Raw genomic sequence first — 13,578 nt, forward strand, 5'->3', positions numbered from 1 at the left:
ACCTTAACAATTTTTGTGGGAATTTTAAGTAAAATTATATCAAGCGTAAATTTAAAAGCAAGAGTTTTCAGTATACCTCTCCAACCTTTTTATTCAAAAACTTAAGAAAAGAACCCAAAAAGAACAAACCGACCAATAGCAAGGGAATCAATATAATTTTCTTCCCAAAAAAAGCTTTCTGAACTTGTTGTGGTTTTCCGAAATTAATGACTTTTACTGCTTCAGTTCTGGTCTTCAGTTCTACTTTTTTACTTTCTATATCTTTAAGCAAACCGTTCTTAAGGTCGAATAAGCCCTTTAGGTCGATTTTCTCTTCCGTATCAAACGAAATTGTACCTTGAGTGACCGGATTGCTATCCTTGCTCGCTAATTTGTCCCCATAACTAGCTATCAATCCATCTATTTGCCCAACTAAATTTGTATTTTGCTTTATACGTTCTTCCGCATTCACATTATAGATTTCTATCAATTCATTGAAATATGCATTGGAATTTATATAAGCCATTAGTTTTTTGGCATAGTCTTGGCCTAAGATCGGATCCTTAAAATAAAAAGTGATCTTATGGTTGATCAACGTACTCTTACTTAAGATTTCTGCCCTAACGATATCGGAAATGGCCTCGGAAGACCCTTCAAAGCCCTTCAATAACTCTAGATATTCTGTTCCCTGCTCATTGTTTTTTCTAGTATCCCCTAAGGATTCGACAGTAACCTCAAAGCCATCCAAATTTTCAATATCAATACCCAAATCCTTGAAAAACAGGGTGTCCTTGGCTTTTATGTTCGATTGAATTTCATCAACTACCTCATACAAATAATTTCGGCTGTCAAGATTCGGTTTTACTATAACCTCTGTCTTTAATTTCTTTGTGGTTATGCGGTTTAAACCAAAGCCTATTGCACCTCCTAAAACTATCAATCCCAATAGAATCAAGGCATTCTTTTTTAAGTAAAGAAATACTCTCAAAAAACCCCTGAAAATGCTGTTAAACCCTTTCCCTATTAATTGAAACAACTGTCCCAAATCTATTTCGTCCGAGGAGTTGGTGTTGTTAGGCGTATTATTTTCTGCCATTATATCTTATGAATTAAATATTTGTTCTAATATCCGGTCTGTAATCAAATATGTGGGTTTTACCCCTGTGGTTCCCAAACCACCTGAAGCCAACGTGCCTCCTGTTTCCAACGGGTTATCAGAGGCATAATAGGCATATCTTACCTTTACATCGCCTCGAATACTCTTACGTATTTTCGATGCCGATTGAATGGCCTTCTGATAATGTACCCCTTCCATCTCCAAACCAATGACGTTCCATGTGGACTTATGGAAAAACTTCAAAATGTCCCTATTCTGCAAGGAAGTTCCCAAAACCGTAACCATGGCTCCTTCAAAAACCTCAAGCCCATGACCTTGAAAATCTTTCGCACAAAGTTCGTTCTTAAAAGGGTAATTATCCGACGTACCTTCGAAAATATGTGCTGAAGGTATCATCAAGTCCCCTTTTCCCCCTTCTAAAATCCCTGCTTTACCCATGATTGAAATCGAAGCAACATCCAAGAAAATATCTCCTTTTTCCTTGCTTTTATAAGGTTTGAGCAACTCATCTATGGTTTCATAGGCTTGCTCCCCAAAGGCATAATCCATTACAAATATAACAGGTTTTTCTTCCTTTGAAAGGCCTTTCGGCAAATCATAGCAACAAGCATCATCCCCTATCTTCGCCAGATCGAAAATCTGGACATCGATATTGGTGCCCGTCTCATCATCTATAGTAATCATCCCATTTTTTCTTGCAACATCCCTTACTTTCTTTTGTAACAAATGATTTTCATGTGAACTCAGTGCCTTATAAATTTCCAAGGAGCCATCCTTAGGATATTCTTTTGCCAAGGCTTTTTTGGCAAAGAGCGAATTCATTACACTGTGCATATTCGCACTTATGATATGAATAGGTCTTGACAACAAATCATTTTTCGCCAAAACTTCTTTAATGGTATTCGCCCAACGTTCCCCATGAATATGGTGCCCTAACCTTTCACGTAACATTGATGTAAAGGTAATGGCCCTTTTGTTTCCGGTTACCTCTTCCTCAATGGCCAGCTTACCCATCCAATAGATTATATGAAGAAACTTTTCAGGTTCGGCTTTGGTAGCGAATTTTTTGTGGTATTCCAGAACTTCCTCAAAAGGTCGGTTCAGAATATTCGAAGTATGTATCAAAGCTACCTCGCGATCGGCCAAAGTCAGTTTTTTCTTTTTAAAGGCAGCTTCCAATTTGCCCCAATCACGAATGGTCTCAGCCGTATCCTCTATAAGGACATGCTTACATATTTTATGGGACTCTATAAATAAAAACGTTAGATGCGTAAGTATATCATAAATATCTGATCTTCCCCTAGTGATCTCGATATTCATCTGTTCATCATCGATGCGATAACAATTTCTTCTCCTTTTCGGTGGAATAATCGGTGCAAAATGGGCTTTTCCATAGCCTTCATCCGAAGTAAGGTTAATATACCTACACTGTTCAATACCCTCGGGCAAACGTTCTAAAACATAAACAAGTCCGTCCAATTCCGCTTTTTCTTCAGCAATTGAACCATAAATCTCCGGTCGTAATTGCAAAAGGGCATTTCTTAACGTTTCTCCCGATACGCCCATGGGTTTATAAAAACCACGATTGAAAAGGTGGCGCATGGTTATGTACAAACGCTCAATGGCATTGGTAGATTCTTGTGCCCTTGTTGTTACTCTAGTATTTTTCATACGTAAATTTCATGCAAAATTACAATTTAAATATATGATAAATAAGCAGTTCAATAAAGTTCGTGCCAGTGGCTATTATTCTTCAGCAAATCGGGATAGGTTGTCGGCTACTTTACGGTCGTTCGACAAACGTTGTACCTTGTTCTGCCCGCCAAGCTTTCCTATCGATTTCATATACTCCTGAAAACCACCGCTTCTGATCGGACATATTTTTAGGGTCTGCAAAATCTTACCATCGATCAAATCAAAATAATAACTGTTCTGCTTTTGTAGTGAAGTATCCAAAGTCTCAATGAATTTTTTCATATCCGTTGGATGCTTTTCAAACTCGACCAACCATTCGTGATAGGGTAATTCATTTTCTTTCGGGGTAATTTGAGGAGCCACCGTAAACTCGTTTATTCGAGCGTCAGTGGCAGAAACGGCTTGTAACATTGCTTCTTCAACTTCTTTCGCGATAACGTGTTCACCAAAGGCCGAAATAAAATGTTTTATTCGACCCGAAACCACTACCTTGAATGGTTTCAATGAAATAAACTGAATGGTATCCCCAAGGTTATATCCCCATAACCCGGCATTAGTTGATATGATCATTACATAATTTACACCTATCTCAACATCTTTAAGCGTAAGTCGTTCCCTGTCTTCATTGAAAAACTCATCGGCCTTTACAAACTCATAAAAAATGCCTGAATTCAATAGCAACAACATCCCCTTTTCGGATTGGGAATCCTGATAGGCAAAAAAACCTTCACTTGCGGGAAACAGTTCTATGCTATCCACTTTTCTCCCTATAAGATTTTCGAACTTGGCCCTGTAGGGTTCATAATTTACACCACCATAAATGAACAGTCTAAAATTCTTGAACAATTCCCCCACTTTTTTGTTCCCTTTGGCACTAAGCTTCTCAAAATACATTTGAACCCATGAAGGTATTCCGGCTATGACGGTCATATCTTCATTTATGGTTTCATCTACTATGGCGTCAACTTTTGTTTCCCAATCTTCAATACAATTGGTTTCCCAGCTGGGCAACCTGTTCTTCTGTAGATAGCTTGGTACATAATGGGCCGAAATTCCGGATAACCGGCCTAATTTGATTCCGTTTTTATCCTCCAATTCGGGGCTCCCTTGCAGAAAGATCATTTTTCCGTCAACGAAATCTACATTGCCCGTCTCATTGATGTAATTTAAAATAGCGTTTCGTGAAGCTTCTACCTGATGTTTTATGGAAACCTTTGTTATGGGAATATATTTTGCTCCTGAAGTGGTTCCTGAGGTTTTAGCAAAATATATAGGTTTGCCGGGCCAAAGAATATCGGCATTTCCGGCCACTACTTTTTCAACATAGCCCTTAAGTTCCTCATAATCCCGTATAGGGACATTTTTTACAAAATCGGCATGGGTCTTTATCTGCTCAAAATGATGTTCTTTGCCAAAAAGTGTGTTGCTGGCGGTTTTTATCAAATCCTTGAATACCGCATCTTGGGTTTCCAATGGATGGTTTACCCATTTTTCCGTTTTTTTAGCGACACGTTTTGCGAAAATTTTGGCCGCGATTGACTTTAATGACATATTATTTAAAATCTATAAAATCTTGAGGATTTACAGGATTCCCATTATCCCATAATTCGAAATGCAAATGTGGCCCTGTGCTTAATTCACCTGTATTACCTACCGAGGCTATTACCTCACCGGCCCTTACGATATCACCCTGCGCCTTGCTCAAAGAGCCATTATGCTTGTAAACACTTAGTAAACCGTCCTTATGCTCCAATATGATAACATATCCGGTTTCGGCAGTCCATTCCGCAAAAATCACGATGCCATTGGCAACGGCCTTTATCGGTGTATCTTTAGGAGCGACTATATCAACGGCGTAATGTTTTTTGTCCCTATCAAAGGTATCGGAAAGTGTGCCACTTAAAGGTGGAAACAATACCACACTTGATTTATCACTATTCCTTTCGAATAAATTGTACTTATCCTCTAAGGCCACCTCTGCCCTTAACATGGAATCTTCCTTAATCGGATTAAGATCTACACTTGAAGGGTCTAATTTAAATTGTTCAAACAGAGAGTCCCTATTGATTTCTGTATTTTCAATATCACCACGAAGAACTTTTCGGATGTTGTCTAAATACTTATTGGTATAATTTAGGGAGTTCACCAAAGAATCGGTCTTATAGGTAAGTTCTGTCGCCTGTCTCTTTAATTTAGTAGAGGAATATCCGGGAATATATTCGCGTAATGGTGTAAAGGCAATCAATAGAATGGTAAGGCCAATCAAACAAATTATAAAAATTGAGCCAGAAACAAATACATTCAATCGGCTCAGTTTAAAACTTATTTTTTCTTCAAAGGTATTTTCATTAAGGATTACCAAACGGTACTTGTGAAGTAGCTTTCTTTTGATATCCTTTCTTTTCTTTACTTTTTTAGCCATTGTTAGCAAAGATAAAATTAGAATTCAATATTATGACCAACTTTAAAATATATAATTCCATAAGATAAGTTAAAACTGTTCATTACATACGTTTATTTGCCCCTATTGGTTTTTATGGTTATAATATCATTTAGGAAATCAGGAACCGATTTACGTTGATATAAAATGAATCTATAATAGCCGAATACTTTAATTTAACAAAAAACATATAACTATTAAAGACCCACCCAATTTTCCCAAAAAAAAACGCGGCCCCTTAATTACACACTAATCACAAAATCTTGACAGAACGAAATTTATTATATACTATTCGGTATTTTAAAGAAATGGGAAGTTTTTCATCTTTAAAAAAACCTCATTCATGGGTTTCTTGCTGAATTAATCTTGGACTAGTCCTAATTTTGAATTAAAAAATAAGCAGCTTACCTTAATTTTAACAGCAAACTAATAAGTTTTTAGTACATTTGTTTACCTTAAAAATACTTATTCATGACAGCTTTACATACTTTTTTGGCCATAGGCCCATGGCAAATAGCAATTGTTGTTTTGGTCGTACTACTTTTATTTGGCGGCAAAAAAATCCCAGAACTTATGAGAGGTTTGGGAAGTGGTATTAAAGAATTTAAGGATGCCTCTAAGGAAGATGACGAGATAGAGGAGAAAACCGAAAAATAATAAAATCCGAAAATATATTAATGAAACACCCTATTCAGGGTGTTTTTTTGTTCCTTTCAATTAAGGAGAAACAAATATTACCTTCCATTATATTTCTCTCTCTTATTGTTTCACCAAACAAACTTCAACTTCGTAAGTATTAAGCTTTTTACACCTTTTATCCCCTTAGAAATAAGGGATTTATCGACAAAAAGCAGTTATACACGACATAAACACTTCATTTCACAACAAAAAATATTTCCAGAAGCAAAGAACACCTAGTTTCGGTAATTAATACATTCTGGGATAATCTACAAAGATGTTAAATAAGATAACGACCAGACCTAATTAAGACCAACTCTAGTTTTGCTATCATGAAATTCCAAATTCAAAATATTTCCATTCTCTTATTGCTGTTTTTCTCTTATGGACTAATAGCGCAAATCTCCCCCACAAAAGAAATAACACAAGTTGATAGTACCTACCCTATTGAAAATACAGTTGAAAATCAAGATTACAGCAGTTCTGGAAATCTAGATCAGGCCAAAGCACCAACAGGCATTCCAATAAGAGAATTAACCAATTTGGATATAGAAGATGGTTTCTACATTATTTCCGCCTCTGCTGAAACAGGTAATTATGCGAACCAAACCGCCACAAAATATATAAAAGAAGGTTTTGATTCGGGTGTTATACACAATACCCAAGAACATATGTATTATGTGCATTTGGGACGTTATACTAATAGGCAAAGTGCCCTTGATGCAGGAAATACATATTTGAAAGGCCATAATAAAGACTCTATTTGGATTCTAAATAGTTCTTCTTCAAAAAAAAACCATGATACCGAACCCTTGGCTTTGGAAGAAGTGACATACGATATGTTAGATAGCTCCAAGATAATTGACGCAGCCAACGACAACAATCCCGTTAACAAAACTAAATTGATTCAAAAAGCTGATAGTTATTTTGATAAAATGTGGTATGCGGAAGCAGCTGAACTATATGAAAAGGCCCTCAGCAAGGATGAGAAAAACTACTCTTTCGATGTCATACAAAAGGTAGGTGATGCACATTATTTCAATACCGATATGGAAAAGGCCTATCACTGGTACAACATTTTATATAAAAAATATGGGAAACAAATGTCCGCCGACAATATTTTCAAATATGCCCATTCACTTAAAGGTACCGGAAAATACGCAAGATCTAAGCGCTTAATGCGATTATATAATCGAAAAATTAAGGATCCAAATGCTTCCATTACCGACGCATTGTCCAAAAAAGCATTGCCCAACGAAGTAAAATTGGATCAATTAACGAATAAAATACAGAATATTGATATTCACAATCTTACGATAAACTCCAAATATTCAGAGTTCGGTCCAATGTATTATAACGAAGATCAAATAGTTTATGCTTCTGCGAATGATACGTCAATATTCGCTACAAGAAAATATAAATGGAACGACCAGCCTTATTTAGATCTTTATGCGGCCAAACTAAATGACGAATCACAAGAATTAAAAAATGCCGTAAAATTCTCTAAAGAGGTCAATACAAAATACCACGAGGCTTCGGTTACTTTTTCACCCGACAATGAAACCATGTATTTCACCAGAAATAACTATGGCAAAAAATTGAAAAGGGACAAAAAAGGCATTAACCACCTGAAAATTTATAGATCCAAGAAAATCAATGGGGAATGGACAGAAGCCACCGAAGTTCCTTTCAACAGTGACAGTTATTCCACAGGACACCCAGCGTTAAGTCCTGATGGCAAAAAATTGTATTTCGTATCCGATATGCCAGGAAGTATCGGCCAAACCGACATTTTTGTTGTGGATGTATTGGAAGACGGTAATTTTTCAGAACCACGAAACTTGGGGCCCGAAATAAATACCGAAAGAAAGGAAATGTTTCCTTTTGTGAACAACGAAAAAATATATTTCTCATCCGATGGTCATGTAGGCCTTGGCGGATTGGATATTTTTGAAGCGACCATAGCCGAAGATGGTGGTTTTTTAGAGGCTAGGAATCTAGGCCAACCCATAAATAGCAACAAAGATGATTTTTCTTTTATTGTAAATAAAGAGGGCCAAAAAGGTTTTTTCGCTTCCAATAGAAAAGGAGGTCAAGGCGATGATGACCTCTATTCCTTTAAACGCCTAATCGTTGAAGAAGTCCCTGAAAGTAAAAATGCCATCGCCGGTGTGGTTACCGATTTGATAACAGGTGAACGTATGCCAAAAACGATGATAACCTTATTGGATGAAAACAATATCAAAATGAAAGAAATGGTGACCGATGATCAAGGTAGCTTCATTTTCGAAGACCTTGAAGGTGACACCAAGTATACCATTAAAACTACTGTAAGTGATTTCTTTGATGAGGAAATTGCAGTTTCGACCAAGGAAAACGAGGTAATCAATACCGAAATCGCATTGCGTAGGTTAAAAGAAATGATAGCGGTTGAGGATGGAATTCGTAAGCTGAAAACCGAAATGATCTACTTTGATTTCGACAAATCCTATATTAGGAAAGATGCGGCCAAAGAACTTGACAAACTTGTTCAAGTGATGACCGAATATCCTAAAATGGTCATTAAAATAGAATCACATACCGACTCTAGAGGTAAGCGTGCTTACAACAAGTATTTATCTGACAAACGTGCCAAGTCTACCAGGGATTATATAATCTCCAAGGGTATTGATGCGGACAGGATTGAAAGCGCCATAGGGTATGGTGAAGAAAGATTGATCAATGAATGTGATGGTACGGTACCTTGTTCCGAAACCGACCACCTCCTTAACCGTAGATCCGAATTTATAATAGTGGACATGTAATTAAACCCCAAAATCAGAAAATTTCACAAGCGATGGTCGATAATGGTCATCGCTTTTTTTATGTCCTTAAGCCATATTCACAACATTATAGAGTCCATTTACAACAAAACGACCCCTTCAACGCACTTAATCACCTGATTGTCTGTTATATAAACCCCTAACAATCTTTATTTAACCTAAACCAATCAACATGAAAAACGTTTTATTGATCAAGGAAATTTATTTAGAAGCCTTTAGAAATTTAGGTCATGCATTTGTCAAATCATACTTCAAGGCATTTTCATGGTTTTGTATCGCCAGTTATATTCTAGTGCTTTATGCCTTCTTATTTAGGATATCCACAGGATTTGCGTTCGATTGAGCTTATTGAATATCATAACCAACCTAACCAACGAATTCGCCCTTTTAAGGGCGTTTTTTATTTCACGGCCATTCATTGTCAAAAAACTTAAACGAGCGTTTCATCGCATAAAACAGCTTTTTATAGATCAATTATAATTTGTTCCTAAACGTTGTCTAAATAATATGTATTTCACCCCATTTATTTTCAACCCGAGGCAAAAAAAATGATTTTAGCGCCATTACTAATTAAAACCAATGGGCGTATGAGCAAATTATTACTTTTGAAGGAGATTTATTTGGAAGCATTTAAAAACTGGACGAGCATGTTCTTTAAAAAATATTTTAAAGCATTTTCGTGGTTTTGTTTCGCGTTGATCGTAATGGCAATTTATGCTTTAGTATTTAGGGTGTCAACAGGATTCAATTTCAGTAATTTATAAGTAATGGATCTAAAATCAAAAAGCCCCGTAGAATTACTCTACGGGGCTTTTTATTTATTGTTGGCACTATTTACTTTTCTTCTATAAAATGAAAAGTCTTCATTATCGCTTCCAATTCGAACATATAGTCCCTTTTTTCGGTGGAAGGCGCAAAAGTAAATCCTTCAATTACCATTTTACGGTTATGCTCCTTATCATTGATTATATAAGATAAGAACGGTCCGGCCATAGGGTAATTCTTAATATCCCACAATCCTCTGATCTCCGCAGCTTTTTTTCCTGCAATCTCAGCAGGGAAAATGGCAGGTGAAAAAGCAGGTTCGGTTCGCATACTGGTCTTTTTACCGGGAACATCCGGTCCAGGAATATACAGGTCGCCTATAGAATCCCTCATACGAACAATATCTTTTACAAAAGTTGAATCTGAAACAAAGCTATCCCAAGGCATGGTATAGGCTATGATGTTCATTGTTCCTTTCTGTATCTGTCTTTCGTACCAAACAAAATTGTCCTCGGTCTTTACAACCTTATATACTGAAGGGATATTTAAACTAATCCCGAATTTATCCTGAAGGTCCTTTTCCTTGTTCAAGGATTTAAGAAATCGGTGTTGGGCCTCATTGATCTCTAACCCTTTGAACGTTTCGATAATTTCCGGTGCCTTACGCGCAATATTGGCCATAATCTCATCATCGGTAGTTCCCTTGATAACGGCCACTTTCTGTGGCTTGGAATACATATCACTTTTGATATGGGCCAAATTCAAGGTGTCTTTTTGAACATAAAGTACATTTCTACTATTGCGAACGGCCCCTGAGAATACTTCTGGTGGAATCTGGGTTATTGTAAAAATAGGTTCCTCCATTGTCAGACCTAAGGACGATGCGGCAAAATACTCCCTTACCGTATCGCCTACTTTGGATTTCCATGTCTCATTGTCTATGACTACAATCAACGAGTTATAGGCTCCAATAGAGCTAGGCAAATAATTCTTTGTTCCACTTTCTTTGCAGGAAACGACGATTACAAAGAAAAGAACAAATAGCAACTTAAAATGTTTCATGTGTGTTATTGGTTTACGATGAACAATTGCACAGTTTCAATTTTGTGCCTGGTTTTAGATTATTACCACTAATACCGTTCCATTCCCGTAAATTTTCGATACTAATTCCCGGATATTTTCTCGAAATGGTCCAAAGCGAGTCACCGCTTTTTACAGTATGTATTTTTGATGCTGGTAAATTTGTGGTACTGGCTACCGTTTGAGGGCTTTTTGAAGCCGTTTTAGAGGCAGAAACCGGATTCCTGGTGAATATGGTCAGTCGCTGGCCAATCCTTAAATTATTACTCCTTAAACCGTTCCATCGTTTGATCTGGCTAACCCCGACCCCATATCTGGCCGCAATTTTACCCAAATAATCCCCACTGCGTACTTTATAGCGAATACGATCGTCTGTCTTTACCAATTGCGGCAAAGGGGATTCCTTACTTTTAAATTGTTCTTTTACATGGGCGTAAATAGCCTCTTCGTTCGCTACGAACTTTCCCATTTCTGTAATAGGCAATCTAAGTGTATATTCTTTTCCTTCTACATGAGGAATAATATCGAGCTTATAAGCAGGATTCAACACCTTTAATTCCTCTACTCCAATACCGACCAATTCCGAAATTTGGTCAAAGGAAATCAGGCTTTTTATATGTACTGTATCCGTTTCGAAATACGTGCGGTCAACTTTTTTCCCTTTTAATCCATGTTCATCGGCATATTCCAACAAATACATTGTGGCCAAAAATGCCGGTACATAACCTGCAGTTTCTCGTGGGAGGTTTCTTCTTATGTTCCAGTAGTTCTTATACCCACCTGATCTTCGAATGGCCTTGTTCACATTTCCAGGACCGGAATTATAGGCTGCAAGTGCCAAATCCCAATCCTCGAATATCCCATATAATTTAGATAAATATTTACATGCCGCTTCAGTGGATTTAATAGGATCGCGACGCTCATCTACATAACTGCTCACATCGAGTTTGTACATTTTTCCCGTACCGTACATGAATTGCCAAAGACCCGTTGCCCCTACCCGCGACCTGGCCCTTGGGTTCAAGGCAGATTCTACAATGGCCAAATATTTCATTTCCAACGGAATGTCATATTTATCCAATTGCTCCTCGAACATCGGGAAATAAAACTGACTTACCGTCAACATCCTTTCTATAAGACCTCGCTTACGTACCAAAAATGAATTGATCACTTTCTCCAAAGATGGATTGTAGGCAACGTTGAAAGGTGTTTTCTGGTTTAACCGCTGTAATCTTAATTTAAGGGTATCGGTATTCAATGTGTTGTCGACAACCTCTGTGGTATCTATCTCCAATACCGTTTCATACATCTCATCGTAAAGTGCTGCATTCTCATACAGCTCTTTCATCCAAAGACTATCGTATGTAGAGGCGATCTTTAAATCCTTTAGATCATAGGTTTTCTTATCCCCAATGGTAACGATCGGTAAGGAATTGTCGTTTAGGTCACTTGAAGACTCCAGCTCATCCATCTGCTCAATGCCCTGCATATCAAGAGCAAGGGTATCCAAAGGAATATCCTTGGCCTTAATGACTTTGATGTGTTCTTTTTGAACCTCTTTTACTTCTTGTGCAAATACCGAAATATTGGCAAAAAGAACCAAAATAAAACTTAATCGTCCAAATTTATATAAATGCATAGGAATTTCTTTAGTTAAAGGGAACTAACGAAAATCGCATTTTTTTTTGAAAGAATAAAATTTTAAACCTTAAAGTATGGATTGTTACCGCGCATTCCGTTAATCGATAACGCGCTTACCCTTCTAATATTGCGGCGATTCCAGGTAAGGTCTTACCCTCTAGGCTTTCTAGCATAGCGCCACCACCAGTGGATACGTAACTTACTTTATCCTGAAAACCGAATTGTTTAACGGCCGCAACGGAATCACCACCACCTACAAGTGAAAATGCCCCTTTTTGGGTTGCTTCATCTATAAAGTTGCCAACGCTTATCGTTCCTTTCGCAAAACTTTCCATTTCAAAAACCCCAACAGGTCCGTTCCAAAGAATGGTTTTGCTCTTCAATATAACTTCCTTGAAAATTTCCAAGGTCTTAGGTCCGGCATCCAATCCTTGCCATCCATCAGGAATCTTATCTACATCGACTATTTGTGTATCGGCATCGTTACTAAAGTCATTGGCTGCAACAACATCTACTGGAATATGTACTTGGACCCCTTTTGCTTTCGCTTGTTCCAATATGCTTAAAGCAAGGTCCATTTTATCATCCTCACAGATAGAATCCCCAATGGTACCTCCTTGTGCCTTAACGAAAGTATAGGTCATACCCCCACCAATGATCAAGTGGTCTACCTTGTCCAAAATATTTTCTATAATGGTGATTTTTGAAGAAACCTTTGCTCCACCTAAAATGGCCAAAACCGGTTTTTCCCCAGTTCGCATCACTTTTTCAATAGATTTTATTTCTTTAGCCAATAAATAGCCAAAACATTTTTGGCCTGGAAAGAATTGGGCAACGATCGTAGTTGATGCATGGGCCCTATGAGCGGTACCGAAAGCGTCATTCACATAAATATCACCTAATTTGGAAAGCTTTTCCGCAAAGTCAACATCCCCAGAGGTTTCTTCATTGTAAAAACGTAAGTTTTCCAACAAAAGAACTTCACCCTCTTTTAATTCAGCAACGGCTTTTTCAGCCTCTTCACCTACACAATCATCAACGAACTTAACCTGCACACCGATTATATCCGAAACCTTGGCGCAGATATGTTTTAGTGACATTGCATCGTTTCTTTGGCCTTTTGGTCTACCCAAATGGCTCATAAGCACAGCACTACCTCCATCTTCCAAGACTTTGATAATCGTTGGCTTTGCTGCTTCGATCCTATTGGTATCGGTTACATTGAAATCCTCATCCAAGGGTACGTTGAAATCTACACGTATCAATGCTTTTTTCTTTTCAAAATTAAAATCGTCGATGGTCATCATAGTAGTATGCTTTAGTAGTATGCTTTTAACGAATGGCAAAGGTAAAGATTTATA

At 37.5% G+C, this 13,578-nt stretch carries 11 protein-coding genes; 4 read left to right on the forward strand and 7 right to left on the reverse strand.

What is annotated here, in order from left to right; genetic code table 11:
• Nucleotides 1-67: 67 nt before the first annotated feature.
• From GJ691_RS09050 to GJ691_RS09065, 4 genes are all read right to left on the reverse strand, one after another.
• Nucleotides 68-1,075, reverse strand: a complete 1,008-nt coding sequence (locus GJ691_RS09050) for a hypothetical protein (RefSeq protein ID WP_154366053.1) — start codon at nt 1,073-1,075, stop codon at nt 68-70.
• Between the two features lie 6 nt (nt 1,076-1,081).
• Nucleotides 1,082-2,767, reverse strand: a complete 1,686-nt coding sequence (locus GJ691_RS09055; RefSeq protein WP_154366055.1) for a DUF6909 family protein — start codon at nt 2,765-2,767, stop codon at nt 1,082-1,084.
• Nucleotides 2,768-2,842: 75 nt separating this feature from the next.
• Nucleotides 2,843-4,342: a GH3 auxin-responsive promoter family protein gene (locus tag GJ691_RS09060; protein ID WP_154366057.1), complete on the reverse strand. Its 1,500-nt coding sequence runs from the start codon at nt 4,340-4,342 to the stop codon at nt 2,843-2,845.
• Between the two features lies 1 nt (nt 4,343).
• Nucleotides 4,344-5,213 carry a M23 family metallopeptidase gene (locus GJ691_RS09065; RefSeq protein WP_154366060.1) on the reverse strand — a complete coding sequence of 290 codons (870 nt, stop codon included), beginning with the start codon at nt 5,211-5,213 and terminating at the stop codon, nt 4,344-4,346.
• 489 nt (nt 5,214-5,702) lie between these two features.
• Between GJ691_RS09065 and tatA the strand changes: the two genes are divergently transcribed.
• The 4 genes from tatA (at nt 5,703) to GJ691_RS19510 (ending at nt 9,495) form a co-directional block, all read left to right on the forward strand.
• The gene (gene tatA, locus GJ691_RS09070) at nt 5,703-5,888 is read left to right on the forward strand and encodes a twin-arginine translocase TatA/TatE family subunit (RefSeq protein ID WP_154366062.1); all 186 of its coding nucleotides are present in this window, start codon (nt 5,703-5,705) and stop codon (nt 5,886-5,888) included.
• A gap of 353 nt (nt 5,889-6,241) precedes the next feature.
• The gene (locus tag GJ691_RS09075; protein ID WP_154366064.1) at nt 6,242-8,713 is read left to right on the forward strand and encodes an OmpA family protein; all 2,472 of its coding nucleotides are present in this window, start codon (nt 6,242-6,244) and stop codon (nt 8,711-8,713) included.
• 190 nt (nt 8,714-8,903) lie between these two features.
• Nucleotides 8,904-9,074 (forward strand): DUF6747 family protein, encoded by a 171-nt coding sequence (locus GJ691_RS19505; RefSeq protein WP_179955070.1) that lies wholly within the window; start codon nt 8,904-8,906, stop codon nt 9,072-9,074.
• 244 nt (nt 9,075-9,318) lie between these two features.
• Nucleotides 9,319-9,495: a DUF6747 family protein gene (locus GJ691_RS19510; protein WP_179955071.1), complete on the forward strand. Its 177-nt coding sequence runs from the start codon at nt 9,319-9,321 to the stop codon at nt 9,493-9,495.
• 70 nt (nt 9,496-9,565) lie between these two features.
• Here the strand turns inward: GJ691_RS19510 and GJ691_RS09080 are convergent, their stop codons facing one another.
• From GJ691_RS09080 to GJ691_RS09090, 3 genes are all read right to left on the reverse strand, one after another.
• Nucleotides 9,566-10,558 (reverse strand): DUF4837 family protein, encoded by a 993-nt coding sequence (locus GJ691_RS09080; protein WP_154366066.1) that lies wholly within the window; start codon nt 10,556-10,558, stop codon nt 9,566-9,568.
• A 13-nt stretch (nt 10,559-10,571) separates the two neighbouring features.
• On the reverse strand, nt 10,572-12,215 hold the full coding sequence (locus tag GJ691_RS09085) for a LysM peptidoglycan-binding domain-containing protein (RefSeq protein WP_154366068.1): 1,644 nt from the start codon (nt 12,213-12,215) through the stop codon (nt 10,572-10,574).
• Nucleotides 12,216-12,330: 115 nt separating this feature from the next.
• On the reverse strand, nt 12,331-13,524 hold the full coding sequence (locus GJ691_RS09090) for a phosphoglycerate kinase (protein WP_154366070.1): 1,194 nt from the start codon (nt 13,522-13,524) through the stop codon (nt 12,331-12,333).
• Nucleotides 13,525-13,578 lie beyond the last annotated feature (54 nt).

Source organism: Maribacter luteus (assembly GCF_009674825.1).
GTDB lineage: Bacteria > Bacteroidota > Bacteroidia > Flavobacteriales > Flavobacteriaceae > Maribacter_A > Maribacter_A luteus.

Coding starts and splice junctions, on each gene's coding strand:
- GJ691_RS09050 (WP_154366053.1), bottom strand. CDS start 1,075: ATGGCAGAAAATAATACGCCTAACAACACCAACTCCTCGGACGAAATA.
- GJ691_RS09055 (WP_154366055.1), bottom strand. CDS start 2,767: ATGAAAAATACTAGAGTAACAACAAGGGCACAAGAATCTACCAATGCC.
- GJ691_RS09060 (WP_154366057.1), bottom strand. CDS start 4,342: ATGTCATTAAAGTCAATCGCGGCCAAAATTTTCGCAAAACGTGTCGCT.
- GJ691_RS09065 (WP_154366060.1), bottom strand. CDS start 5,213: ATGGCTAAAAAAGTAAAGAAAAGAAAGGATATCAAAAGAAAGCTACTT.
- tatA (WP_154366062.1), top strand. CDS start 5,703: ATGACAGCTTTACATACTTTTTTGGCCATAGGCCCATGGCAAATAGCA.
- GJ691_RS09075 (WP_154366064.1), top strand. CDS start 6,242: ATGAAATTCCAAATTCAAAATATTTCCATTCTCTTATTGCTGTTTTTC.
- GJ691_RS19505 (WP_179955070.1), top strand. CDS start 8,904: ATGAAAAACGTTTTATTGATCAAGGAAATTTATTTAGAAGCCTTTAGA.
- GJ691_RS19510 (WP_179955071.1), top strand. CDS start 9,319: ATGAGCAAATTATTACTTTTGAAGGAGATTTATTTGGAAGCATTTAAA.
- GJ691_RS09080 (WP_154366066.1), bottom strand. CDS start 10,558: ATGAAACATTTTAAGTTGCTATTTGTTCTTTTCTTTGTAATCGTCGTT.
- GJ691_RS09085 (WP_154366068.1), bottom strand. CDS start 12,215: ATGCATTTATATAAATTTGGACGATTAAGTTTTATTTTGGTTCTTTTT.
- GJ691_RS09090 (WP_154366070.1), bottom strand. CDS start 13,524: ATGATGACCATCGACGATTTTAATTTTGAAAAGAAAAAAGCATTGATA.